The organism is Enterobacter sp. BIGb0383 (assembly GCF_003751845.1).
Classification (GTDB): domain Bacteria; phylum Pseudomonadota; class Gammaproteobacteria; order Enterobacterales; family Enterobacteriaceae; genus BIGb0383.
The window spans coordinates 1,058,064-1,083,622 of sequence record NZ_RJKQ01000002.1; the positions used below are offsets into that span (position 1 = coordinate 1,058,064).

The 25,559-nt window shown below is 56.2% G+C and carries 24 protein-coding genes, 1 pseudogene and 1 other annotated feature; of the genes and pseudogenes, 9 read left to right on the forward strand and 16 right to left on the reverse strand.

Annotated elements, in window-relative coordinates:
* Window positions 1-10 precede the first annotated feature (10 nt).
* Both ribF and EDF81_RS24265 read right to left on the reverse strand, forming a co-directional pair.
* On the reverse strand, window positions 11-949 hold the full coding sequence (ribF, locus tag EDF81_RS13300) for a bifunctional riboflavin kinase/FAD synthetase (protein ID WP_123348596.1): 939 nt from the start codon (window positions 947-949) through the stop codon (window positions 11-13).
* 7 nt (window positions 950-956) lie between these two features.
* Window positions 957-1,175 (reverse strand): annotated as a pseudogene (locus EDF81_RS24265) (DUF2575 domain-containing protein).
* A 102-nt stretch (window positions 1,176-1,277) separates the two neighbouring features.
* On the opposite strand from EDF81_RS24265, the gene rpsT reads away from it, so the two are divergent.
* A complete protein-coding gene (gene rpsT / locus EDF81_RS13310; RefSeq protein WP_123348597.1) occupies window positions 1,278-1,541 on the forward strand; it encodes a 30S ribosomal protein S20 in 264 nt (87 codons plus the stop codon).
* A 56-nt stretch (window positions 1,542-1,597) separates the two neighbouring features.
* Here the strand turns inward: rpsT and EDF81_RS13315 are convergent, their stop codons facing one another.
* The 5 genes from EDF81_RS13315 to dnaK all read right to left on the reverse strand — a co-directional run bounded on the left by EDF81_RS13315 (window position 1,598) and on the right by dnaK (window position 8,329).
* The gene (locus tag EDF81_RS13315; RefSeq protein ID WP_123348598.1) at window positions 1,598-2,839 is read right to left on the reverse strand and encodes a hypothetical protein; all 1,242 of its coding nucleotides are present in this window, start codon (window positions 2,837-2,839) and stop codon (window positions 1,598-1,600) included.
* Between the two features lie 100 nt (window positions 2,840-2,939).
* Window positions 2,940-3,842 carry a transcriptional activator NhaR gene (gene nhaR / locus EDF81_RS13320; RefSeq protein WP_123348599.1) on the reverse strand — a complete coding sequence of 301 codons (903 nt, stop codon included), beginning with the start codon at window positions 3,840-3,842 and terminating at the stop codon, window positions 2,940-2,942.
* Between the two features lie 6 nt (window positions 3,843-3,848).
* The gene (nhaA, locus tag EDF81_RS13325) at window positions 3,849-5,018 is read right to left on the reverse strand and encodes a Na+/H+ antiporter NhaA (RefSeq protein ID WP_123348600.1); all 1,170 of its coding nucleotides are present in this window, start codon (window positions 5,016-5,018) and stop codon (window positions 3,849-3,851) included.
* A gap of 169 nt (window positions 5,019-5,187) precedes the next feature.
* A complete protein-coding gene (dnaJ, locus tag EDF81_RS13330; RefSeq protein WP_123348601.1) occupies window positions 5,188-6,324 on the reverse strand; it encodes a molecular chaperone DnaJ in 1,137 nt (378 codons plus the stop codon).
* Window positions 6,325-6,412: 88 nt separating this feature from the next.
* Window positions 6,413-8,329 carry a molecular chaperone DnaK gene (gene dnaK, locus EDF81_RS13335; RefSeq protein ID WP_123348602.1) on the reverse strand — a complete coding sequence of 639 codons (1,917 nt, stop codon included), beginning with the start codon at window positions 8,327-8,329 and terminating at the stop codon, window positions 6,413-6,415.
* A 295-nt stretch (window positions 8,330-8,624) separates the two neighbouring features.
* On the opposite strand from dnaK, the gene satP reads away from it, so the two are divergent.
* From satP to EDF81_RS13365, 6 genes are all read left to right on the forward strand, one after another.
* On the forward strand, window positions 8,625-9,191 hold the full coding sequence (gene satP / locus EDF81_RS13340) for an acetate uptake transporter (protein WP_123348603.1): 567 nt from the start codon (window positions 8,625-8,627) through the stop codon (window positions 9,189-9,191).
* Window positions 9,192-9,425: 234 nt separating this feature from the next.
* Complete coding sequence (locus EDF81_RS13345) at window positions 9,426-10,499, forward strand: iron ABC transporter permease (RefSeq protein WP_123348604.1); 1,074 nt, start codon at window positions 9,426-9,428, stop codon at window positions 10,497-10,499.
* Window positions 10,496-11,272: an ABC transporter ATP-binding protein gene (locus EDF81_RS13350; protein ID WP_123348605.1), complete on the forward strand. Its 777-nt coding sequence runs from the start codon at window positions 10,496-10,498 to the stop codon at window positions 11,270-11,272. Before EDF81_RS13345 ends, EDF81_RS13350 begins: the two co-directional genes overlap by 4 nt.
* Window positions 11,273-11,292: 20 nt before the next feature.
* Window positions 11,293-12,429: an ABC transporter substrate-binding protein gene (locus tag EDF81_RS13355; RefSeq protein WP_123348606.1), complete on the forward strand. Its 1,137-nt coding sequence runs from the start codon at window positions 11,293-11,295 to the stop codon at window positions 12,427-12,429.
* A 147-nt stretch (window positions 12,430-12,576) separates the two neighbouring features.
* The gene (locus EDF81_RS13360) at window positions 12,577-13,491 is read left to right on the forward strand and encodes an extracellular solute-binding protein (protein WP_123348607.1); all 915 of its coding nucleotides are present in this window, start codon (window positions 12,577-12,579) and stop codon (window positions 13,489-13,491) included.
* Entirely contained in the window at window positions 13,479-14,255 is a 777-nt protein-coding gene (locus tag EDF81_RS13365; RefSeq protein ID WP_184999530.1) for a molybdenum ABC transporter permease, read from the forward strand. Before EDF81_RS13360 ends, EDF81_RS13365 begins: the two co-directional genes overlap by 13 nt.
* Here the strand turns inward: EDF81_RS13365 and EDF81_RS13370 are convergent.
* The 3 genes from EDF81_RS13370 to tal form a co-directional block, all read right to left on the reverse strand.
* Entirely contained in the window at window positions 14,252-15,565 is a 1,314-nt protein-coding gene (locus tag EDF81_RS13370; RefSeq protein WP_123348609.1) for an MFS transporter, read from the reverse strand. The genes EDF81_RS13365 and EDF81_RS13370 overlap by 4 nt on opposite strands.
* A 126-nt stretch (window positions 15,566-15,691) precedes the next feature.
* Entirely contained in the window at window positions 15,692-16,279 is a 588-nt protein-coding gene (gene mog, locus EDF81_RS13375; RefSeq protein ID WP_123348610.1) for a molybdopterin adenylyltransferase, read from the reverse strand.
* Between the two features lie 107 nt (window positions 16,280-16,386).
* Window positions 16,387-17,340 carry a transaldolase gene (gene tal / locus EDF81_RS13380; RefSeq protein ID WP_123348611.1) on the reverse strand — a complete coding sequence of 318 codons (954 nt, stop codon included), beginning with the start codon at window positions 17,338-17,340 and terminating at the stop codon, window positions 16,387-16,389.
* 248 nt (window positions 17,341-17,588) lie between these two features.
* On the opposite strand from tal, the gene yaaA reads away from it, so the two are divergent.
* Complete coding sequence (gene yaaA, locus EDF81_RS13385) at window positions 17,589-18,362, forward strand: peroxide stress protein YaaA (protein ID WP_123348612.1); 774 nt, start codon at window positions 17,589-17,591, stop codon at window positions 18,360-18,362.
* A gap of 54 nt (window positions 18,363-18,416) precedes the next feature.
* On the opposite strand, the gene thrC is transcribed toward yaaA, so the two are convergent.
* The 6 genes from thrC to yjjY all read right to left on the reverse strand — a co-directional run bounded on the left by thrC (window position 18,417) and on the right by yjjY (window position 24,686).
* Entirely contained in the window at window positions 18,417-19,703 is a 1,287-nt protein-coding gene (thrC, locus tag EDF81_RS13390; RefSeq protein WP_123348613.1) for a threonine synthase, read from the reverse strand.
* Between the two features lie 3 nt (window positions 19,704-19,706).
* The gene (gene thrB / locus EDF81_RS13395) at window positions 19,707-20,636 is read right to left on the reverse strand and encodes a homoserine kinase (RefSeq protein ID WP_123348614.1); all 930 of its coding nucleotides are present in this window, start codon (window positions 20,634-20,636) and stop codon (window positions 19,707-19,709) included.
* A gap of 1 nt (window position 20,637) precedes the next feature.
* Complete coding sequence (gene thrA, locus EDF81_RS13400; protein ID WP_123348615.1) at window positions 20,638-23,100, reverse strand: bifunctional aspartate kinase/homoserine dehydrogenase I; 2,463 nt, start codon at window positions 23,098-23,100, stop codon at window positions 20,638-20,640.
* A 24-nt stretch (window positions 23,101-23,124) separates the two neighbouring features.
* Window positions 23,125-23,241, reverse strand: a sequence feature (Thr leader region).
* Window positions 23,180-23,248, reverse strand: coding sequence for a thr operon leader peptide (locus EDF81_RS24130; protein WP_221180823.1), 69 nt, complete (start codon window positions 23,246-23,248; stop codon window positions 23,180-23,182). Its footprint overlaps the feature before it by 62 nt.
* A gap of 211 nt (window positions 23,249-23,459) precedes the next feature.
* Window positions 23,460-24,146, reverse strand: a complete 687-nt coding sequence (locus EDF81_RS13405; protein WP_123348616.1) for a tRNA/rRNA methyltransferase — start codon at window positions 24,144-24,146, stop codon at window positions 23,460-23,462.
* A 399-nt stretch (window positions 24,147-24,545) separates the two neighbouring features.
* Complete coding sequence (yjjY, locus tag EDF81_RS13410; RefSeq protein ID WP_001541509.1) at window positions 24,546-24,686, reverse strand: protein YjjY; 141 nt, start codon at window positions 24,684-24,686, stop codon at window positions 24,546-24,548.
* A gap of 96 nt (window positions 24,687-24,782) precedes the next feature.
* On the opposite strand from yjjY, the gene arcA reads away from it, so the two are divergent.
* Window positions 24,783-25,499, forward strand: coding sequence for a two-component system response regulator ArcA (gene arcA / locus EDF81_RS13415; RefSeq protein WP_123348617.1), 717 nt, complete (start codon window positions 24,783-24,785; stop codon window positions 25,497-25,499).
* Window positions 25,500-25,559: the final 60 nt, after the last annotated feature.

Sequence of the window (25,559 nt, forward strand, 5' to 3'; positions counted from 1 at the left end):
ACAACAGGCTTTAAGCCGGTTTTGATAGCCCAAAGTATTCGCGGGCCGTTACCACATCTCGTGCAATTTGCGCTTTAAGCTCATCCAGCGACGCAAATCGTTGCTCATTACGTATTTTCTTGCGCAGTACTACATGGATATGGCGACCATAGAGGTCCATTGCAACGTCCAGCAGATGAACCTCAAGCTGCTGGCGCAGGCCAGCAACCGTCGGGCGAGTCCCAATATTCGCCACGCCCGGCAGGGGACTGTCGCCCAGCCCCAGTACTTCTACCGCATACACCCCTTTCACCGGGGAAACCTGACGGCGCAGCGGAATGTTCGCCGTCGGAAAACCAATCGTGCGCCCCAGCGCATCGCCATGGACAACGCGGCCGGAAATGGTAAACGGATGGCCGAGCAGATTTTCCGCCAGCGCCAGCTCATCTTCAGCCAGCGCCTTGCGTACCGCCGTACTGCTGACGCGCACGCCCGCATCGCAGAATGTCTGCGTGCTGGTGACGTCGAAGCCAAACTCCGCGCCAGCCTTCTGTAATAACAAGAAATCCCCCTGACGACCAGCGCCAAAGCGGAAATCATCGCCAACGGCGAGGAAACGCACACCGAGACGATCAACCAGCAGGTCACGAATGAAGGCCTGCGCGGTCAGGGCGGCAAAGCGTCTGTCGAAACGTACGCACAGCACGTAGTCCACGCCGCACTCCGCCAGATAGCGCAGCTTTTCACGCAGCCGCGTCAGGCGTGCCGGTGCGTTGTCAGCGGCAAAAAGTTCCAGCGGCTGCGGTTCAAACATCATCACCACTACCGGCAGACCACGGGCCTCACCTTCCTGACGTAAATTTTGCAGTAGCGCCTGGTGCCCACGATGTACGCCATCGAAATTGCCAATGGTCAGCACACACCCTTTCGGGGCCTGACTGAGATTATGTATGCCGCGTATCAGCTTCATGACTGGCTCAAAACAGTGAAAATCGCCAAAGTATACCTTGTACGGCGGTTAAGGTTAACCGACGATTGCGTCACGGAAGGGGAAAGAGGCGATGATTTCCTCAGCCTTTCATTATGATGGACAAAAATCTGCCCCGGGCTGCGATTTTTGTCTCATAAAAGCTGTATTCACGTGCGGCAAGCTGGTAGAATCCTGCGCCATCACTACGCAACGAGTGCTGTCGTATTAATGGCGCTTATTTGCACAAATCCATTGACAATAGAAGGCTAAAAGGGCATATTCCTCGGCCTTTGAATTGTCCATATAGAACACATTTGGGAGTTGGACCTTGGCTAATATCAAATCAGCTAAGAAGCGCGCCGTTCAGTCTGAAAAGCGCCGTAAGCACAACGCTAGCCGTCGCTCTATGATGCGTACCTTCGTTAAGAAAGTATACGCAGCTATCGAAACTGGCGACAAAGCTGCTGCACAGAAAGCATTCGATGACATGCAACCGATCGTGGATCGTCAGGCCGCTAAAGGTCTGATCCACAAAAACAAAGCTGCGCGTCATAAAGCTAACCTGACCGCGCAGATCGCTAAACTGGCTTAATTGCCGTTTAGTTCTTTGTTTAAAAAAACCCGCTTACGCGGGTTTTTTTATGCCTGCTAATCCTGTTTCGACACCGCGTGTTCCTGCAGTTTATTAAACAGCATCTCCTCGTAGCGGCTCATTTTGACCTGCTTCCAGGCCGCAAACGCCTTTTTCATTTCCGCTTTCTCTTTGGCGCTCTGCTTTAGCCCCGCGCTGGCAAATACCGCCTGGGTATGCAGCACAGCGAGCTCCTGCGGGAAGCGCGCATACTTCAGCGCCTGGGTAATTTCCGCATCGGCCTGCTGCCACTTCTTCCGATCTATCGCGCTGTTTATTCCGTCCAGACGCTGCGACATCGGCCGATCGCCATCAATATCCGGGAATGAACCCCAGTCAATGTTGGCCCACAGTCGGCCTATCTGCGCCAGTGCCTTATCGCGCTGGTCGGCAGGGAAGCAGGCGCGAATATCGATAACCCATTTGCCTTTGATTATCCGCCAGTTGGCCTCAACGGGCCTGTCTGCTTTCTGAGTTGCATGGCTTAGCACGATAGCGTCAGCCACCTCAGGCTTCGGCAGCTCAATCGCCATCGTATTTTCTTTGCTAAAGCGTTGCTGCTCAAGCTGCTGCCGGTCGGCCCGATCAATCTCTGCGTCTTCATTCCAGCCGATAGTCAGATCGAGGGAAATCGCCCGGGAGGAGGTCGCCAGATAATTAATCTCTGCCGGATCAATCCGTTCAGATGGCGAGGCCAGCGAGGTCATCACCCAGTCGGCGCTGTTAAGCGGGAAACGGATACCCGCGACCTGATAAACCAGCGTATTGTCTTTTGTGGAGAGAGACCACAGGGACGGCATCACATCAGGCTGCGTCACCAGACTTTGCTGTAGCGCGGTCAGTTCTGCGGGCTCATTCGCCTTGCTGGCCTGATAAACCGCCTGGCTGCGGAACATTGCCGCCTCGTAAGCATCCCCGTGTTCCACTCTGAGCGCCGCCAGACGCTTCCAGGTATCACGGGCCTCAGCGTGTTTGTTCTGCCCTTCCTGGCCCTTTGCCAGCAAATCCAGGGCATCCTGCTGACGCAGGCTGCTGGTTCCGGCAGCCTCCAGCGCACGATGCCCTGCGGCTTCAGCTTTAACGTAATCTTTTTGCTGCCAGGCCATTGCGCCTTCATACATCTCTGCGCGCCAGGGGTCCATCTGGCGTAAGCGTTCAATTTTCTGCTCGGTGGTGAGTGATTGGGTATCAGTACTCTGGGCGCTGACCGACTGCGCCAGGCCCAGGATTAAAGAGAGGTAAATCCATTTCGACTTCATGTATCTCCCGCAAGTTTCGCGTGAATCGTTTTAAGTGAAATGGAAGTCTAAAAAGTATTGCGGCCAATGTAAAAACACGACCCTCCCCAAATCTGGCAGGTTACGCTTTTGCCGGGAGCTGAAACAGGGCCGAATAGTCCCGGTTGCAGATCCGCTGCACCGCCGGATGCTGGATCATCCTGGCGGCAAAAATCGCGTGATACTCCTCCATCACATTGTCGACCCGTCCGATTTCGACAATGCGCTTATCGGCGTAAAAGTCATGAGCATAGAGGGTTGGCGCGACAAAAATGGCGTTATGCCCCTCACCGAAGGCTTTCATCAGCGCCGCATCATCAAACTCGCCGAGCACCTCCACCTTCAGCCCCTGCGAGGTAAACCAGTTCAGCAGTTTGCGCCCCAGCATCGAACGGCGGCCGGGGATCAGCAGCCGACGCGACTCCAGGCAGGCCGGAAACGGCAGCGCCGGCACGGGGTCCATACACCAGAAGCTGACGCTGCATTCGCCGATTTTGACGGAGAACAGCCCTTCCTGCTGGGTGGAGTCGATAGGACAATCGGAGATAATCATATCCAGCTTGTGCTGACTCAGCTGCTCCAGCAGCATTTCATGCGTTGATTCAAAGCAGCGCAGATGGATGGGCTCTCCCTCCACCACCGCCGCATCCAGTACCCCACTGACCAGCCGCTTGGAGAGCGCATCGGCCACGCCGACGTCAAACAGCAGGTTCGACTCTTTGCGGTAGTTGATAATATCCAGCATCTCCTGGCTGAGGGTAAACATCTTGTCCGCATAGCGAAAGACCAGCTCTCCCAGCTCGCTGGGCTCCAGTCCCCTGCCCTTACGCTTAAACAGTTTTCCCTGCAGACGATCTTCCAGCGCCTTAATCTGACCCGTGATGGTCTGCGGCGTCAGAAACAGCGCCTCGGACGCGCCCACCACCGAACCTGCGCGGTAGACATGCCAGAAGTAGTAGAGATGGTTGTAGTTCAACTGTGACATGGGGTGTTACTCCCTCGCAGGGGCCAGCGTCGGACGCAGCAGACAGTAGCCGATCACCGCGGACAGGAGCGACCCTGTCAGGATGCCCAGCTTCGCCCAGCCGATCAGTTCCGGGGCCACCTCGCCGAATGCCAGGCTGGCAATAAAGATCGACATGGTAAAGCCGATACCACACAGCACGCCGACGGCGGCAATCTGTTTCCCGTTTACGCCCTGCGGCAGACGCGCCCATTTCAGCTTCAGAGCCAGCCAGCAGAACAGCCCCACGCCCACCGGCTTACCGATAAGCAGCCCGGCAATAATGCCCAGCGGCAGCATTGAGGTCAGCCCCGCTAAGGTCACACCGGCAAGCGAAACGCCCGCATTGGCAAAGGCAAACAGAGGCAGGATGGCGTAAGCCACCCACGGATGCAGCACGTGCTCCAGCTGCGCCGCCGGAGACGTTCCTTCCGGCACCCTGCGCGGAATGAAAAAGCCGACGATAACGCCCGCCAGAGTGGCATGAACCCCGGACTTCAGCACCGCGGTCCACAGCACCACGCCCACCAGAATGTAGAGCCCGGTACGCCGGACGCCGCTCAGGTTGAGCAGCGCCAGCACGGCAATAGCTCCGGCGGCGACCGCCAGCGACATCAGCGAGAGCTGGCTGGTATAGAACAGGGCAATAATAATGATCGCCCCCAGGTCATCGATAATCGCCAGCGCCATCAGGAAGATTTTCAGCGCAGGCGGAACACGGTTGCCGAGCAGAGCCAGCACGCCCAGCGCAAACGCAATATCGGTAGCGGACGGGATCGCCCAGCCGTGACGCGCCACGGGGTCGCTAAAATTAAAAGCCACATAGCATAGCGCCGGAACCAGCATACCGCCCAGTGCGGCAATCACCGGAAAAACGGCCTGCCGACGGGTTGCCAGTGCGCCCATCAGCAGCTCACGCTTCACCTCAAGACCAATCAGCAGGAAAAAGACCGCCATCAGGGCGTCATTGATCCACAGCAGCAGGTTCTTATTTATCTCCAGTGCGCCGACGCGCAGCTGCACGGGCATATCCAGCAGAGCCTGATAAAAGTCGCGGGTAAGGTCGGTATTCGCCAGCACCATCGCGCAGGCCGCCGCCATAATTAAAATAATGCCGCCGGAGACGTCACTTCGAAAGAAACGGGACAGGATGTTCACGTGCACTTCTCGCTTAAACAAATTCAGTGTTGATACCTGCAGTGTAGCCAGATAAACACATCGGTTAAAGCAGGTTATTACTGCTTAAAAACTCGTTTTTACCGATAGATAAAATACGGACAAAAAAAAGCCCGGAGGAAGACTCCGGGCCAGGATTCTTGTGCTGCGATTAGCGGGTCAGGTCGTCGAAGAATTTCTTCACGCCGTCGAAGAAGCTTTTGGCGCGCGGGCTGTTTTTCTCACCCGTCGGGCCGCCAAAGCTATCCTGCAGATCCTGCAGCAGCTGTTTCTGTTTGTCGTTCAGGCTGACCGGGGTTTCCACCACCACGCGACACAGCAGATCGCCCTGTGCGCCACCGCGAACGGACTTCACGCCCTTGCCGCGCATGCGGAACAGTTTGCCGGTCTGGGTTTCACCCGGCACTTTCAGCTTCACGCGACCGTCCAGCGTCGGGACTTCAATCTCTCCGCCAAGCGCGGCCATCGCAAAGTTGATCGGCACTTCACAGTACAGGTTATTGCCTTCACGCTCGAAGATCGGGTGCTGTTTCACCTGAACCTGAACGTACAGATCGCCCGCTGGTGCCCCCTGCTCGCCCGCTTCGCCTTCGCCGCTGAGACGAATGCGATCGCCGGTATCGACGCCCGCCGGAATTTTCACCGACAGGGTTTTCGCTTTCTCTACGCGACCGTGACCGTGGCATTTGTTGCACGGATCTTTAATCAGCGTACCGCGACCCTGACAGTGCGGACAGGCCTGCTGTACCGCAAAGAAGCCCTGACGCATCTGGACCTGGCCTGCACCGTGACAGGTAGGACAGGTCTGGGGTTTGGTCCCGACTTTCGCGCCGCTGCCGTGGCAGAGGTCGCACTCTTCAAGCGTCGGGATACGGATCTCTTTGGTGACACCGCGTACCGCTTCTTCCAGCGTCAGGTCCATGTTGTAGCGTAAATCGGCACCGCGCGATGCGCGCTGACGGCCACGACCACCGCCGAAGATGTCGCCGAATACGTCACCAAAGATATCGCCAAAGTCAGCGCCGCCGCCACCGAAGCCGCCGCCACCGCCCATGCCGCCCTGCTCAAACGCCGCATGACCGTACTGATCGTAGGCTGCACGTTTCTGGCTATCGGTCAGAATTTCGTAGGCTTCTTTGATCTCTTTAAACTTGGCTTCGGCTTCTTTATCACCCTGGTTGCGGTCCGGGTGAAATTTCATGGCCAGCCGTTTATAGGCCTTTTTGATTTCGCGCTCTTCCGAGTTTTTCGGAACGCCTAAAACCTCGTAGTAGTCTTGTTTTGCCATCTGTGTATCTGCCCTAATATGAATAAACGGGCGTGGAGGAAACCCTCAACGCCCGTGCTGGTGTGTCATCTACCCGCTATAAGGGCGATTATTTTTTATCTTTCACTTCTTCGAACTCAGCGTCGACAACATCGTCATCTTTTGCATTGTTCGCAGAAGCGTCAGCAGAACCCGCCTGCTGCTGGGCATGCTGCTGCTGAGCGATTTCCATCAGTTTCTCGGAAACCTGTGCCAGCGCCTGCATTTTCGCATCGATAGCGTCTTTGTCTTCGCCTTTCAGCGCTGTTTCCAGCTCGTTCAGGGCAGACTCAATCGCGGTTTTATCATCGGCCGGCAGCTGCTCGCCCGCTTCTTCAACCTGCTTACGGGTGCTGTGCAGCAGATGGTCACCCTGGTTACGGGTCTGTACCAGCTCTTCAAACTTACGGTCAGCGTCGGCGTTAGCTTCGGCTTCACGCACCATTTTCTGGATCTCTTCTTCGTTCAGACCGGAAGAGGCCTTGATGGTGATCTTCTGCTCTTTACCGCTGTTTTTGTCTTTCGCGGAAACGTGCAGGATACCGTCAGCATCGATATCGAAGGTCACTTCGATCTGCGGCATGCCGCGCGGTGCTGCGTTGATACCGTCCAGGTTAAACTGACCCAGTGACTTGTTGTCAGAAGAGCGTTTACGCTCACCCTGCAGCACATGGATAGTTACCGCAGACTGGTTGTCTTCCGCAGTAGAGAACACCTGGCTATGTTTAGTCGGGATAGTGGTGTTCTTGGTGATCAGCGCAGTCATCACGCCGCCCATGGTTTCGATACCCAGAGACAGCGGGGTAACGTCGAGCAGCAGAACGTCTTTCACTTCACCGCTCAGCACGCCGCCCTGAACCGCTGCGCCGATAGCAACAGCTTCATCCGGGTTAACGTCTTTACGCGGCTCTTTACCGAAGAACTCAGCAACTTTCTTCTGCACCATCGGCATACGGGTCTGACCGCCGACCAGGATAACGTCCTGGATTTCGGAAACGGACAGGCCAGCATCCTGCAGAGCAACTTTCAGCGGCTCGATAGAACGGTTCACCAGGTCTTCGACCAGGCTTTCCAGTTTCGCACGGGTCACTTTGATGTTCATGTGTTTCGGACCGGTTGCATCCGCCGTGATGTACGGCAGGTTAACGTCGGTCTGCTGAGCAGAAGAGAGTTCGATTTTCGCTTTCTCTGCTGCTTCTTTCAGGCGCTGCATGGCCAGCGGATCGTTACGCAGATCGATGCCCTGATCTTTTTTGAACTCATCCACCAGGTAGTTAATCATGCGCGTATCGAAGTCTTCACCACCCAGGTGGGTATCACCGTTGGTTGCCAGAACTTCGAAGGTTTTTTCGCCATCAACTTCGTCGATTTCGATAATGGAGATATCGAAAGTACCGCCACCGAGGTCGTAAACCGCGATAGTACGGTTGCCAACTTCTTTATCCAGACCGTAGGCCAGTGCCGCTGCGGTCGGTTCGTTGATGATACGTTTTACTTCCAGACCGGCGATACGGCCGGCGTCTTTGGTCGCCTGACGCTGCGCATCGTTAAAGTAAGCCGGTACGGTGATAACCGCTTCAGTTACCGCTTCACCGAGGTAATCTTCAGCCGTTTTCTTCATTTTTTTCAGCACTTCAGCAGAAATCTGCGGTGGTGCAGTTTTGGTGCCTTTTACGTCCAGCCATGCGTCGCCGTTATCCGCCGCAACGATTTTGTACGGCATGATAGATACGTCGCGCTGAACTTCTTCGTCTTTAAAACGACGGCCAATCAGGCGTTTGATCGCGAACAGGGTGTTCTGCGGGTTTGTCACTGCCTGACGTTTAGCCGGCTGGCCAACGAGAGTTTCGCCATCCTGCGTATAAGCAATGACCGAAGGCGTGGTGCGATCGCCTTCCGCGTTTTCCAGCACACGAGCCTGAGTGCCGTCCATGATCGCTATACAAGAGTTGGTTGTACCCAGGTCGATACCAATGATTTTGCCCATCTAAACGTCTCCACTAAAAATTAGATCAACATGTGGTTGTGAACCTTTAATAAGGGCGAAACGTGCGGTTTCAACTGCCCAAATCGTTTTTTTTTCAGGTTCACTCACTGCGGTTGAGTACAAAGTGGGGGCGTAAGCGTCGCCATCAAGGGGGGAGATTAAAAAATTTTTTAATTTCCACCTGCTCAGATCATAGACATGTCACATCCCGCTCATTATGATGCCGCGCCCGCCTGACTTCATTGCGCGGGAATACAACGATATTTCACATTTTTTATAATGATTTTGAGGAATTATGGGCAACACCAACCTGGCTAACCCGGCGCCGTTGGGCTTAATGGGTTTTGGCATGACCACCATTCTGCTTAACTTGCATAACATCGGGATGTTCCCGCTTGATGGCATTATTCTTGCGATGGGTATTTTTTACGGCGGTATCGCGCAAATTTTTGCCGGTCTGCTGGAATATAAGAAAGGCAACACCTTTGGCTTAACCGCATTTACCTCCTACGGCTCTTTCTGGCTGACGCTGGTAGCGATTCTGCTGATGCCGAAAATGGGCCTGACGGAAGCCGCTAACGGCCACTTCCTCGGCGTCTATCTGGGTCTGTGGGGCGTTTTCACGCTGTTTATGTTCTTCGGTACGCTGAAAGCCGCACGCGCGCTGCAGTTCGTCTTCCTGAGCCTGACCGTTCTGTTTGCCCTGCTGGCCATTGGCCACCTGGCGGACAATGAAGGCATTGTTCACATTGCAGGCTGGATTGGCCTGGTCTGTGGCGCCAGCGCTATCTACCTGGCGATGGGCGAAGTGCTCAACGAGCAGTTTGGTCGCACCATTCTGCCGATTGGCGAAAAGCACTGATCCTTCTTCGTGCCCGCTCTGCGGGCACGAATTCCCCGCGCTCACCTGGTTATTTTTCGTTCAGAACAAAAACGCTTGCTAAACGAATTAATAATAACCACGCTATTTAAATTGATAATCATTATCACTCAGAATATTTTGACCGGGCGCATTCCGGATAGTGGATATCCGCCAGCTCCCATCAAGGAACCTTAAGGGATAAAACGATTCTGTAGTTTCGCATAGGGATACCCCATGAATTCCAGCCTTGCCGACGACGCCCAGCCCGGCGAGTCAGCTATTGCCTCCCAGTATCGCAAGATACTGATCAGACGCTTCGCCTTAGCCGGTGTGCTTCTGCTGTGTATTGCCTGCTCTCTGCTTCTCGACTTTACGATAGGCCCCTCCGGTCTCCCGCTCTCCACTCTCTGGCATACGCTGGTTGACGCCTCCGCTGCCGATATCGGTACGCGCACCATTGTCTGGGAGATCCGTCTTCCGTTCGCGCTGATGGCCATTGCCGTGGGCATGGCGCTGGGGCTCGCCGGTGCCGAGATGCAAACCATCCTGAATAACCCGCTTGCCAGCCCCTTTACGCTCGGCGTGTCGTCGGCGGCCTCCTTCGGCGCGGCGCTGGCGATTGTGCTGGGTCTGGGCATCCCCGGCATCGCCGATAAGTGGTTTATCCCGGCGAATGCCTTCGTGTTCGCCCTGCTGGCCTGCTTCGTTCTGGACGGTATCAGCCGCTGGACGCGTGTCGCCACCTCCGGGGTAGTGTTGTTCGGCATTGCGCTGGTCTTTACTTTTAACGCACTGATTTCCATTCTGCAGTTTGTCGCCAGCGAAGATACCCTTCAGGGGCTGGTGTTCTGGACCATGGGCAGTCTGGCCCGCGCGTCCTGGGATAAGCTCGGCATTCTCGCCGTGGCACTGCTGATTATCGTGCCTCTGTCGCTGAAAAACGCCTGGAAGCTGACGGCCCTGCGCCTCGGCGAGGACCGCGCCGTCAGCTTTGGGATTAATGTCAGAAAACTGCGCCTCGCGACGCTGCTGCGTATCAGTATTATCTCGGCGCTCACCGTCGCCTTTGTCGGCCCCATCGGCTTTATTGGCCTGGTGGCACCGCATATCTCGCGCATGATCTTCGGTGAGGATCACCGTTTTTACCTGCCGGGCAGTATGCTGATTGGTGCCCTGGTGCTCTCCCTTGCCTCGGTCTTTTCAAAGAATATCGTTCCGGGCGTGGTGATCCCCGTCGGCATCGTCACCTCGCTGGTGGGCGTGCCCTTCTTCCTGAGCATTATTATTCGCAATCGGGGGACCGTATGACCGACGGACTGCGCATTAGCGATTTGCACAGCGGCTACCGCAACAAAAAAATCATTGCCGGTCTGAATACGCCGCTGCTGCCACGCGGCCAGATCACCGCCCTGCTTGGGCCGAACGGCTCCGGGAAATCGACCCTGCTGCGCGCGCTGGCCGACTTAAATCCGGCCAGCGGCGCCCTGTATCTCAACGGGGAAGATCTGATGTCGCTGCCTTCGGCTACGCGGGCAAAAAAGGTGGTCTATCTGCCCCAGTCTCTGCCGCAGGGCGTGCATCTGCATGCCCTGGAATCGGTGATCGTTGCCCGTCGGGCCAGCGGCTCGGTGTCCAGCGGCCATGTCCAGCAAGAAGCGTACGATATCCTGAATAAGCTGGGCGTTTCGCATCTGGCTATGAGCTATCTCGACCAGCTTTCCGGCGGTCAGAAGCAGCTGATTGGCCTGGCCCAGTCCCTGATCCGCCAGCCGGATTTACTCCTGCTGGATGAGCCGCTCAGCGCCCTTGACCTCAATTACCAGTTCCACGTGATGGATATCGTCGCCCGGGAAACGCGCAGGCGGAATATCGTCACGGTGGTGGTGATCCACGACATCAATATCGCCCTGCGTCATGCGGAGTACGCGCTGATGCTGAAAAACGGTGCGCTGGTGGCAAGCGGCATACCGGGCGAGGTGGTGACGCCTGCCAATCTGGCGACGGTCTATGGCGTCGATGGCAGGGTTGAACACTGTTCCCGGGGGCTGCCACACGTGGTTGTCGACGGGTTAACGCCATAAGAAGAAGGAAGACAGGGTAAATGACAATCAAGAAAATCATCGCAGCCGCAGGCGGACTGGCATTACTACTTTCGCCGTTTATCGCGCAGGCGCAGAACTGGCCCGTGACGGTAAAAGATCTCGATAACCGGACGGTCACGATTGAACACGAACCGCAGCGCATTATCCTGCAGGATGGCCGCGACATCTTCGCCCTCGCCCTGCTGGAGCGCGACAATCCGTTTGCGAAAGTGGTGGCCTGGAACAACCTGCCGAAAAAGCAGGATTCCGAGACCTGGAATGTCCTGAAGCGCAAATGGCCCGAGGCGGAAAAGATCCTCGATATGAAATTTTCCGATCAGGGCAATGTCGATCTCGAAACGGTGATCTCCCGCCAGCCGGATCTGATGATCGCCCAGCTGCGCGCTAAACCTTCGCTGACCCAGAGCGGCGTGCTGGAAAAACTGGCCGCGCTGCATATCCCGGTGGTCTTCGTCGATTATGAGCTGCATCCGGTCGAAAATACCCGTCCGAGTATCACCCTGCTGGGTAAAGTGCTGGGTCAGAATGAACGCGCCCAGGCCTATGTTGATTTTTATCAGAAGCGTCTGGATACACTCCACGAACGTATGGCGAAAGCCGACAAAAAACCGCTGGTGTTTATCGAACCTATTGCCGGGGTTGGCGGGCTGGATAACGGCTGCTGCTTCACCCACGCCCACAACGGCTGGGGCGGTCTGGTAGAGGCCGCAGGCGGGAACAATATCGGTTCGCAGCTGCTGCCTGGCGCGACCGGAACGGTATCCGTGGAGAAAATTATTTCGCTGAACCCGGACTACTACCTGATGACCGGTTCCAAACGCCCGGGCAAAGGCACCGCGATTATCCCGTTCGGCTATAACGTGGCGCAGAACGACGTCGCTTCCGCCTTTAACGCGCTGCTGGCGCGCCAGGGTGTGACCAGCATTCCCGCCGTCGCACAAGGCCATACCGGCGCGCTGTATCACCATTTCTACAACAATCCGTACAACATCGTCGCCATTGAAACGCTGAGTAAAATCTTCTACCCGACGCTGTTTAACGATCTGAATCCGCAGGATGACTACCACGCGATTATTCGCAACTTCACCAACATTCCGGATGACAACATTATCCTGAGCTACACCCCATCCCATTAAAATGATAAGCGCCATCAATCGATGGCGCTTTTTTTTATCAACCCCGCATCAACAGCCGGGTCGTATCAATTGTCACGATCGCGTATTTTCCGGAAACTCGTTATGCAATTAAATACATAACGAGATGATTTTATGATTTCTGGAAAAATGAAGTTGGGTCTGCTGGCGCTGGTACTGGTGCAGTGCGCTCCCGCCGCAATGGCAAAAGATATTCGCGTGACCTACGCCGGTTCAATGGGCAAGGTGATGGATCAGGGCCTGGGCCCGGCGTTTGCAAAAGCGGACAGCGGCGAATATCAGGGGCAAGGACAAGGTGCCTACGGGATGGCGCGACTGCTGGCAAGCCATAAGCTGGAAGCCGATGTGTTTGTCTCCATCACCCCCGGGCCGATGCAGATACTGAAAGACGCCGGGCTGATCGACGATGCCGTGCCGGTCGCCAGTACCAGTATGGTGGTGGCTTATAGCCCGAAAGGGAAATACAGCAAGCAGTTTGAGGAAGCCAGCCAGAAGAAAGATGGCTCATGGCTGAATTTACTGGCGCAGAAAGATATCTCCTTCGGCCGTACCGATCCCTACGTCGACCCGAAAGGCCAGAATATTGTGTTCTCCCTGATGCTGGCTGAGAAGTATTACCAGCAGCCGGGTATCGCCGATAAGATCTTAGGCTCGCTGCAAAATCCGCAGCAGACGCATCAGGAAGGCGGTCTGCTGGCTCGCCTCGAAAGTGGTCAGGTGGATGCCGCAGCAGGCTATGAGAGTGAAGTCCGTTCCGCTCATCTGCCCTATGTGGCCCTACCGGATGAAGTGAACCTGAGCAATCCGTCAATGGCGAAACAGTGGTATGACACGGTCAGTTTCACCATCAAAGACAGCCAGGGCAAAGATCAGGTGCTGCATACCCAGCCGATGGTTTTCTATGCCGCGGTACTGAAAAATGCGCCGAACGGCGTGGATCAGGGCCAGAAATTTGTCACCTTTATGCAGAGCGCAGAAGGACAGAAGCTGTTTAACGATTACGGTTACGCCGCGCCAAAAGGGGATAACCTATACGCCCGCTAAGACGTCCGGGCTGGGTTGCGGGCTGGCTTTCTCTGCCCGCTATCCTGCTGCTAAGCATTCCGTTTATTACCCTGATTAACGTCACGCCGTGGCGTCATTTACGGCTGGCGTGGCGGGACGACAATGCGATTGCCATCTCTCTCGGTCTCGGACTTCTGTCGCTGGGGATGATTATTCTTATCGGCGTACCGGTGGCCTGGTGGCTTTCGCAGGCGACGGGGAAAAAAAGGATCGCGGGCGAACTGCTGGTGATGGTCCCGCTTCTGACGCCGCCGCTGGCAATGGGTATTTTGCTGGTTTCGGCGTTCGGTCCCTACGGTCTGTTTGGGCAGTGGCTGTCGGTTCTGGGTGCGACGCTGGTGAACAACCCGGCAGCCTTTGTGCTGGCCCAGGTTTACGGCGCGCTGCCGTACTTTATTGTAGTGGCGCGATCCGCCTTTGCTACCGTCCCCAAAGAGATCCTCGAAGCGGGCCAGACGCTGGGCGCGTCGGGCTGGAATCGCTTTCGTTTGTTAACGCTGCCGCTGGCTCTGCCCGGCCTGGCCTCCGCCGTGACGCTCGCGTGGGTGCGGGCCGTTGGCGAGTTTGGCATCGTGATGATCTTTGCTTATTTCCCGCAGGGTATTCCCGTCAAACTATACACCAACCTGCAAAACGACGGTGTCGATGCGGTCTATACCCTGCTATGGATGCTGCTTCTCGTGACGCTCCCGCTGCCGATGGTCTGCTTTGTACTGGGCAAACGCGCGGCGAAAGCGCGTTAATGCGCCTGACTTGCGGATTCGACTGGCGTAGAGACGCCAGCCTCCGTGCGGTCATGGCGTAACCACAACCCCAGCGCCAGCCCCACCAGCGACAGCGCCAGCACATACCAGGCCGGAGCCATCGGCGAGACGCTCATCAGCAACGTCACCGCAATCGGCGTTAGTCCGCCGAAGATGGCGTAGGAGACGTTGTAAGAGAACGAGATCCCGGTAAAACGCACCGCCGCCGGGAAAGCGCGAACCATCACGTAAGGTACCGCACCCACCACGCCCACGCACAGCCCGACCAGGCCATACAGAGCAAACAGCAGGTCCGGGCGGCTGCCGACCAGGTGATAGAACAGCCAGCTTGAGCAGGCCAGCAGAATGCTGCCGGTGATAAAGGTTTTACTGGCTCCGATCCTGTCCACGACCAGACCCGCAATCAGACAGCCAAAGCAGAGCATAATAGTGGCGATGCTGTTCGCCTGCAGGGTCAGCGCCGGCGCGAAGCCGTACTGTTTTTGCAGCCAGACCGGCGACATTAGGATCACCACCACAATCCCGGCGGAGAGCAGCCAGGTCAGCAGCATGGAAACCACCACCGCTTTCTTATGCTCCAGCACCACGGATTTTACCGGCAGCTCCTGAGCCAGGGCTTTACGCTGCTGCATCTCAAGGAAGATCGGCGTTTCCTGCAGCCAGCGCCGCAGATACATCGCCACCAGACCAAACGCCCCGCCCAGCAGGAACGGCAGACGCCAGCCCCAGTCATGCACCGCCTGCTGCGACATCTGGGTATTCACCTGCGTCGCGACGACCGAGCCCAGCAGAATGCCTACGGTCAGGCCAGCGGTCAGCGTGCCGCAGGCGATACCAATCCGCCGTTCCGGCACGTGCTCGGCGACAAACACCCAGGCACCCGGCACTTCACCGCCAATCGCCGCGCCCTGCAGGACACGCATCAGCAGCAGTAACAGCGGAGCAGCGATCCCCAGCGTGGCATAGGTCGGCAGAAGGCCGATAGCCAGCGTCGGTAACGCCATCAGCAGGATACTGAGGGTAAACATCTTTTTACGCCCGACCAGATCGCCGAAGTGCGCCATGATGATCCCACCCAGCGGACGCGCCAGATAGCCCGCGGCAAAAATGCCGAAGGTCTGAACCTGACGGAGCCATTCGGGAATATCCGCCGGGAAGAACAGCTCCCCGACGACCGCAGCGAAGAAGACGAAGATAATAAAATCGTAGAACTCCAGCGCGCCACCGAGGGCGGCCAGGGTCAGCGTTTTATAGTCCTGACGATTAAGAGGACGCGTGTGTTTTGACATAACGAACCATTTGTAAACAGGCGAAGGTGAATTTATTTATTCGGGTTATGTAAACCTGGATTTACTATACCGTAAATAAATAGTCACGCCACAGCCGATGGAGGTTATGTCAGGAAAGCGTCAGATTCAGGATATTGTTTCGCGCCTTGCGCTTTTGGGACGAAATGCTGCTACCACCTGCGGATCGGTCTCCACATACGGCCCTTCCAGCAACTGTACACAATACGGTACACTTGCAAAAATCCCCGCTACCAGCGTCTTACCGTCCTCGGCCTTCACGCCTTCCAGCGTCTCCTGAATCGACTTCGGCTGCCCCGGTAAGTTGAGGATCAGCGCCTGTTTGCGGATCGCCCCGACCTGGCGCGACAGGATCGCGGTGGGGACAAAATGCAGGCTGATCTGTCGCATCTGCTCGCCAAAGCCCGGCATTTCACGATCGGCAATGGCCAGGGTTGCGTCCGGCGTCACGTCACGTCGCGCAGGCCCGGTACCGCCGGTGGTCAGTACCAGATGGCAGCTCATTTCGTCCACCAGCTCACACAGGGTCTGCTCAATGATGGCCTGCTCGTCGGGGATAAGCCGGGTCAGCAGTTCAAAGGGCGTGGTCAGCGCACGCGAGAGCCAGGCTTCCAGGGCGGGAATGCCTTTGTCCTGATAGATGCCGCTTGATGCGCGGTCGGAGATGGAGACGAGGCCAATGCGTAATGTGTTCATATCAATTCCGTACAAACTTTTCGGTTAGCAGAATGATACACGCAGGTGGGGAAGAGAGACAAAAATTCGCGGGAGTTGCGTGGCCGCAGAGCGGCCACGCGAAATGATTACAGCAGGTCGCCGATCATTTTTTCCAGTTTTTCCTGGTCAACGGCAAACTTGCGGATACCGTCCGCCAGTTTGTCCACCGCCATCGGATCCTGGTTGTGCTGCCACAGGAATTCGGCTTCGGTGATACGCGCCGGACGCGCTTTCACTTCACCGCTGTAAGACAGTTTACGCTCAAGCGCGCCTTCGCTTTCCGCCAGCTCTTTCAGCAGGGCCGGCGCGATGGTCAGGCGGTCACAGCCAGCCAGCTCAACGATTTCACCGAGGTTACGGAAGCTTGCGCCCATCACCACAGTCTCGTAGCCGTGTGCTTTGTAGTACTGGTAAATCTCGGTTACCGACACCACGCCCGGATCTTCAGCCGGCGCATACTCTTTCTTGTCGGTATTGGCTTTGTACCAGTCGAGGATACGGCCAACGAACGGGGAGATAAGGAACACACCCGCTTCGGCACAGGCGCGTGCCTGAGCGAAGGAGAACAGCAGGGTCAGGTTACAGTTGATACCTTCTTTTTCCAGCTGCTCAGCGGCACGGATGCCCTGCCAGGTGGAAGCCAGCTTGATCAGGATGCGATCGTTGCTGATACCGGCATCGTTGTAGAGCTTGATCAGACGTTTTGCTTTCGCGATGGACGCTTCGGTGTCGTAGGACAGACGCGCATCCACTTCGGTAGAGATACGACCCGGGATCAGCTTGAGGATCTCCAGACCGATATTCACCGCCAGCTTGTCGCCCGCGTCAATCACCTGCTGCGCACGATCGCTGCTCTGGCCACGCGCCCAGGTCACCGCATCGTCAATCAGCTTGCGGTATTCCGGGATCTGCGCTGCGCCCAGGATCAGAGAAGGGTTGGTGGTGGCATCCTGCGGCTGGTAAAGCTTCATTGCCGCGATGTCCCCGGTATCAGCCACTACGGTGGTGTACTGACGCAGGGAGGTCAATTTATCCGTCATGATAGTGTTTCTCTTTTAACGATACTTCGATACACCGTGCCGCAGACAACCTGCGACGCAGGATATGACAAGTATACTTGTTAGGGGGATGTAACCGGTCTTCTGCTGATGATAACACGACGCGTCACCAGCGCAACCGCCGCCGAGCGCGACAGCTTTCCCGGACAAATCGCCCCCCAATTGCAGCCATCGATCAACTCCCGCCTTTTTTTTGCTAAAGTCAGGGAAATTTCCCGCAAGGACTGGATATGCTGATTCTGATTTCACCGGCTAAAACGCTGGATTACCAAAGCCCGCTGGCAACCACCCGCTTTACCCGGCCCGAACTGCTGGATCACTCCCAACAGCTGATTCATGAAGCGCGCAAGCTCTCCGCACCGCAGATCGGCAAACTGATGGGCATCAGCGATAAGCTCGCCGACCTCAACGCCACTCGCTTCCATGACTGGCAGCCGGATTTCACGCCGGATAACGCCCGCCAGGCGCTGCTCGCCTTTAAAGGCGATGTTTACACCGGCCTGCAGGCGGAAACCTTTAGCGAGGCGGATTTTGACTTTGCCCAGCAGCATCTGCGGATGCTTTCCGGCCTGTATGGAGTCCTGCGCCCGCTGGATCTGATGCAGCCCTACCGTCTGGAAATGGGGATCCGCCTCGCCAACGCTCGCGGCAAAGATCTGTACCAGTTCTGGGGGGATATTATTACCGACAAGCTGAATGAGGCGCTTCGCGACCAGGGCGACAATGTGGTGGTTAACCTCGCCTCGGATGAGTACTACAAATCCGTGCGGCCGAAGCAGCTGGAGGCGCACATCGTGAAGCCGGTGTTCCTCGATGAGAAAAACGGCACCTTCAAGGTGATTAGCTTCTATGCCAAGAAAGCGCGTGGGTTGATGAGTCGCTATATCATTGAAAATCGACTGACCACGCCGGAACAGCTGAACGACTTTGACAGCGAAGGCTATTTCTTTGACGAAGCCGCGTCGTCAGAGCAGGAGAAAGTCTTTAAGCGCCACGAGCAGTAAGGTCCCGACACAATCTCTCCCTGTTTCCCCCCGCGCGGAGGGGAAACGGAGAGATTACGCCTTCGCCATCATCAGCTTACGCAGCGCGGCAAAATCCGCCGGCAGACGCTCGGAGAGCAGCGGCAGATCGGCACGATCCGCCAGCTCTTTCGGCAGCGGCAGCGTTTCGCCCAGAATCTCCTCAACGCTCTCTTTGAACTTCGCCGGATGGGCCGTTCCGAGGAACAGACCGTACTCGCCCGGATTCAGCTGGTCACGCAGCGCACGATACGCCACCGCCGCATGCGGTTCAGAGGTGTAGCCCAGGGCTTTCAGCTCGCGCATGGTCGCTTTGGTGGTCTCATCGTCAACGGCCGCATAGCCCAGATCGCCCAGACGCCAGATTTTACGGCGGAACAGTTCTTCCACACGCGGCCAGTTATTCGGCTGGCTGACGTCCATGGCGTTGGACAGGGTCGCCTGCGTCGTCTTCGGCGTCCACTCACCCTCTTTCAGGAAGCGCGGCACCGTGTCGTTGGCGTTGGTGGCGGCGATAAAACGCTTCACCGGCAGGCCAAGGGATTTTGCCAGCAGACCCGCGGTCAGGTCGCCAAAGTTACCGCTCGGAACGGAGATAACCAGCTGATTGCGGGCTTCCTGCGGCAGCTGCGCCACGGCTTCGAAGTAGTAGCAGATCTGCGCCAGCAGACGGCTGATGTTAATCGAGTTCGCCGAGTTCAGACCCAGAGCCACCTTCAGCTCCTCATCGTCAAAGGCCTGTTTGACCAGCGCCTGGCAGGCATCAAAGTCGCCATCGATAGAGACGGTTTCAATATTGCCGCCCAGGGTGCAGAACAGTTTCTCCTGCAGCGGGCTGATTTTGCCGTGCGGATAGAGAATGATAACGCGCACGTTTGGCAGGCCGTAAAACGCATGGGCCACGGCAGCACCGGTATCGCCGGAGGTCGCCGTCAGGATGGTTACCGGCTTATCGCCGCTGATATGCCCCAGCATCTGCGCCATAAAGCGGCCGCCGAAATCTTTAAACGCCAGGGTCGGGCCGTGGAACAGCTCCAGACAGCCGACGTCTTCCTGCACCTGGCTCACCGGGGCCGGGAAGGCAAACGCCTTACGCACGCGGGCTTCGAGGATTTCCTGAGGAATTTCATCCCCGATAAACGCGGACAGAATTTTGGCGCTGCGGGGAACGAAATCTTCCTCCAGCATCGCATCCACGTCGGTCAGGCTGAATTCCGGCAGATCGTGCGGAAAGAACAGCCCCTGATTTTTACCCAGACCCTGGGTGACGGCCTGCGCAAAGCTGACCTGCTCGTTATGATCTTTAAGATTGTAGAGTTTCATGTCTTATCCTGTTACCCGTGCGCCTGCCGTATCCAGACGGCAAATATGAACAAAGCCTTCGTGATTCTGCAAATAGTGTTTACCCAGCCAGTCGGCAACGCGCTGCGCGGTGTCCGGCTTATCGCAAAGCGCAAACAGCGTCGGCCCGGAGCCGGAAATACCGCAGGCCAGCGCACCGATATCGGCCACGGCCTGGCGCGCTTCATGGAAGCCCGGCAGCAGCTTAGTGCGGTACGGCTCGGCAATCACGTCCTTCATTAACTTTGCCGCCAGTTCCGGCTGGCGGCTATAGCAGGCGTGAATAAAGCCCGCCAGATGGCGACCGTGGGCGATGCAGTCCTGACGACGATACTGCGCCGGCAGGATCGCCCGCGCTTCCGCCGTTGAGACCTTAATGCCCGGATAGGCCAGCACCCACAGCCACTCATCAAAGCCTGGCACCTGCTGGCTGATAATGCCGTTTTCTTCGATCATCAGCTGGATGCCGCCGAGGAAACAGGGTGCGACATTATCGTAATGCACGCTGCCGGAGATGCGCCCTTCCAGCTCGCCCATCAGCGCCAGCATGCGGTCATCGTTCAACGGCTTGCCGCAGAATTCGTTCATCGCCACCAGGGCTGCGACCACCGAACAGGCGCTGGAGCCGAGGCCGGAGCCAATCGGCATATTCTTTTCCAGGGTCATCACCACCGGGATGGTTTTGCCGATCTCCTGGCAGAAGCGCTCCCAGCACTGATAGACGATATTCTCGCGGGGCTCCGTCGGCAGTTTGCTGGCAAAGCGCCCGATGTTTTGCAGACTGAAGCTATCGGCCGCCTCAACGGAGACATTGTCCCCCAGCAGGGTTCCATCTATCGGCGTGACCGCCGCGCCCAGCACATCAAACCCAACGCTCATATTGGCGCTGGAGGCCGGGGCATACACTTTGACCATGTTAAACTCCTAACTTCCAGGACAGGGTACGCAGCAGGTCGGCAAAGACCCCCGCCGCCGTCACGTCATTGCCCGCCCCGTAACCGCGCAGCACCAGCGGCAGCGGTTGATAATAGTGGCTGTAGAAGGCCAGCGCATTCTCGCCGTTCTTCACTTTATACAGCGGATCGTTACCGTCCACCTCGGCAATTTTCACCCGGCAGACGCCGTCTTCTTCGATATTCCCGACATAGCGTAACACCTTACCTTCATCACGCGCTTTCGCGACGCGGTCGGCGAAGTGGGCATCAAGCTGCGGCAGACGCGCCATAAACGCGTCGGTATCGCCCGAGGCGTCAAAGCTTTCCGGCAGCGCCGACTCGACGACAATGTCGCTGAGCTCCAGGCTACGGCCGGTTTCGCGGGCCAGAATCAGCAGCTTACGCGCCACGTCCATCCCGGAGAGATCCTCACGCGGATCGGGTTCGGTATAGCCCATTTCACGCGCCAGGCCGGTGGCTTCGGAGAGGCTCATCCCTTCATCCAGCTTGCCGAAAATAAACGACAGAGAACCGGACAGGATCCCGGAGAAACGCTGCAGCTCATCGCCCGCATTCAGCAGGTTCTGCAGGTTTTCGATCACCGGCAGGCCCGCGCCGACGTTGGTGTCGTAGAGGAATTTGCGCCGGGATTTGCTGGCCGCGTGACGCAGCTGATGGTAGTAATCCATCGACGAGGTGTTGGCCTTTTTGTTCGGCGTCACCACGTGGAAACCTTCGCGCAGGAAGTCCGCATACTGATCGGCCACGGCCTGATGCGACGTACAGTCGACGATAACCGGGTTCAGGAGATGGTACTCTTTCACCAGGCGGATCAGACGGCCCAGATTAAACGGCTCTTTCGCCTCCGCCAGCTCGACCTGCCAGTTGTCGAGATTCAGACCGTGAACGTTGGTGAGCAGCGCTTTCGAGTTTGCCACGCCGCAAACGCGCAGGTCGATATGTTTGCTTTTTAGCCATGCCTGCTGGCGCTTAAGCTGCTCCAGCAGCGCGCCGCCGACGCCGCCAACGCCGATAACAAAGACTTCGATCACCTGGTCGGTATTAAACAGCATCTGGTGGGTCACGCGAACGCCAACGGTGGCATCGTCATTGCTGACCACCACGGAAATTGAGCGCTCCGAGGAGCCCTGCGCAATGGCGACGATATTGATATTCGCCCGGGCCAGTGCGGCAAAGAATTTCGCTGAGATGCCGCGCAGGGTACGCATTCCGTCACCCACCACGGAGATAATCGCCAGACGCTCCATAATGGCCAGCGGCTCCAGCAGCTCCTCTTTCAGCTCCAGGTAGAACTCCTCTTCCATCGCTTTTTTCGCACGCGCACAGTCGCTCTGCGGCACGCAGAAGCTGATGCTGTACTCGGAAGAGGACTGGGTGATCAGCACCACGGAAATACCGGCGCGTGACATGGTGGCAAAAACGCGGGCCGCCATACCGACCATGCCTTTCATCCCCGGGCCGGAGACGTTAAACATCGCCATATTATTGAGGTTGGAGATCCCCTTCACCGGCAGTTCATCTTCATCCTGGCTGGCGCCGATCAGGGTGCCCGGCGCCTGAGGGTTGCCGGTGTTTTTGATCAGGCAAGGGATCTGGAACTGGGCGATGGGCGCGATAGTGCGCGGGTGCAGAACTTTAGCACCAAAGTAGGACAGCTCCATCGCTTCCTGATAGGACATGGATTTCAGCAGACGCGCATCGGGAACCTGACGCGGATCGCAGGTATAGACCCCGTCAACGTCGGTCCAGATTTCACAGCAGTCGGCGCGCAGACAGGCAGCCAGAACCGCCGCCGAGTAGTCAGAGCCGTTACGACCCAGCACCACCAGCTCGCCTTTTTCATTCCCGGCGGTAAACCCGGCCATCAGCACCATATGGTCTGACGGGATACGGCTGGCAACGATACGGCGGGTAGACTCGGCAATATCCACGGTGGATTCAAGGTAGTGGCCCACCGCCAGCAGTTTTTCCACAGGGTCGATCACAGAGACCTTGTGGCCACGTGCTTCAAGCAGACCCGCCATAATGGCGATAGAGAGCTTTTCCCCGCGGCAAATCAACGCGGCATTGATAGCGTCCGGGCACTGGCCGAGCAGGCTGATGCCGTGCAGGACATGTTTGATCTGCGCAAATTCTTGTTCGACAAAGGCTTTGAGCTGGGCGAGGGGGAAACCAGGCTGATCGTCAGCCAGGCCCTGGAGCAGGTCAGCAAAGATACGTTCGGCGTCGCTAATGTTCGGTACGGCATCCTGCCCGCTAATGGTTTTTTCAATCATCGCCACCAGATGATTGGTGATTTTTGCCGGGGCAGAGAGCACTGTAGCGACCTGCCCCTGCCTGGCATTGCTTTCCAATATGTCGGCAACACGCTGAAAACGTTCCGCGTTTGCCACTGATGTACCGCCAAACTTCAACACTCGCATGGTATACCCCTGTGATCTTTGGTCGAAAAAAAAGCCCGCACTGTTCGGTGCGGGCTTTTTTCTGTGTTTCCTGTACGCGTCAGCCCGCACCGATACCTGTGGTAATGGTGGTGGTTGTAATCGTGGTGATTGTGCTGATGCGAATCATGGATGTTGTGTGCTCTGTTATTTTAAACTGCCTGTCGTGTATGCCTATACGGTTAAAGTATCCGTCAGCTTAAGTCAATGAATTTCGCATTTGCTCACATTTTAATCGCTCTCGGATATCCACTGAATAAGAGGGGTTCTTTAACCCAAATACGCTAATCCATCCAAAACAAACAGAACATAACGTCATAGAAAAAACTTATTACCGGATTTTAATCGGAGAGCTTTTTTTCAATATCGTGCAGTAAACGGTGCAGCATCGCCGTGTCCCGCTGCTCAAGCAACCCGATACGCTGCTGCAGCCAGTCGGCCAGTTTGAGGTCGCCCGTCACCTCCAGTCGCTCAAGCAGGCGCAACCCGCGCATACGTAAGGCCTGCAACTGATTGTCATCACCTGAGGGGCGCGCATCGGGCAGAGTTTGCATTAAAGACGCTAACTGATAGCAATACACCATCACCGCCTGGCCCAGATTCAGGGAAGGATAATCCGCCACCATCGGCACACCGGTGAGCACATCGGCCAGGGCCAGTTCGTCATTGGTCAGGCCGGAATCTTCGCGACCGAAAACCAGCGCGGCGGTGCCCATCCACTGCGCTTTTTCACTTAATAGCGGCAGCAATTCCTGGGGCGTGGCGTAGTAATGAAAGCGTGCGCGACTGCGGGCGGTGGTGGCGATCGTGAAATCAACATCCTTTAGCGCATCGGCCAGAGTCGGGTAAGTTTCAATATTATCAATAACATCTCCGGAGCCATGCGCCACAATCCGCGTCGCGGGCAGCAGATGGGCTTCGCTGTCGACAATGCGCATCTGCGTAAAGCCCATGGTCTTCATCGCCCTGGCGGCGGCCCCGATATTTTCGGCTCTCGCCGGCGCAACCAGCACAATTAATAAACGCATTTTACCTTCTCTTCTCTTTTCAACCACGCGAAGCTTCTCCTGAACGTCAAGATATTACGCATCGCGAAATTACAAAACCGCAACAAAAACCGTTGAAATTGCGTTTCGAAACAGTTAAAAGGAGCTAATCTGTTTCAGAATGCAATTCACCAAAACTATGTTAACAGAACAAACATATCCTTATGTTTATTCATGGTAATTTAAGTCGTCCCGCGTTGCACCAGTAGGGTTCAGTCTGTTTATCAGTTAATCAGCGCAACTATCTGAGTTGTTGAAAAATTGTGATTAAAGCTAGCATTCAGATACGATGATTTCATCAAAGTGTTAACGTGCTACAATTGAACTTGATATATGTCAACGAAGCGTAGTTTTATTGGGTGTTATGTGTCTCTTAGCCTGTTATGTTGCTGTTAAAATGGTTAGGATTACAGCCGTTTTTGACACTGTCGGGTCCAGAGGGAAAGTACCCACGACCAAGCTAATGATGTTGTTGACGTTGATGGAAAGTGCATCAAGAACGCAATTACGTACTTTAGTCATGTTACGCCGGTCATGTTAATTTGCGACATGTATCAGGCAGGTCAGGGACTTTTGTACTTCCTGTTTCGATTTAGTTGGCAAATTTAGGTAGCAAACATGCAGACCCCGCACATTCTTATCGTTGAAGACGAGTTGGTTACACGCAACACGTTGAAAAGCATTTTCGAAGCGGAAGGCTATGATGTATTCGAAGCGACAGATGGCGCGGAAATGCATCAAATCCTCTCCGAAAATGATGTAAACCTGGTGATCATGGACATCAACCTGCCCGGCAAAAACGGTCTTTTGCTGGCACGCGAGCTGCGCGAGCAGGCTAACGTTGCGCTGATGTTCCTGACCGGTCGTGATAACGAAGTCGACAAAATCCTCGGCCTGGAAATCGGCGCCGACGACTACATCACCAAACCGTTTAACCCTCGCGAGCTGACTATCCGTGCCCGCAACCTGCTGTCCCGTACCATGAATCTGGGTACCGTCAGCGAAGAGCGTCGCAGCGTTGAAAGCTACAAGTTCAACGGCTGGGAGCTGGATATCAACAGCCGCTCGCTGGTCAGCCCTAACGGTGAGCAGTACAAGCTGCCGCGTAGCGAGTTCCGCGCGATGCTGCACTTCTGCGAAAACCCGGGCAAAATTCAGTCCCGTGCCGAACTGCTGAAAAAAATGACCGGCCGTGAGCTGAAGCCGCACGACCGTACGGTTGACGTAACCATTCGTCGCATCCGTAAGCATTTCGAATCCACTCCGGATACCCCGGAAATCATCGCTACCATTCACGGTGAAGGCTACCGTTTCTGCGGCGACCTGCTGGATTAAACCACTCTGAACGGCGCTTCGGCGCCGTTTTTTTCTCACAATGAGAGCGTTTGTATCAAT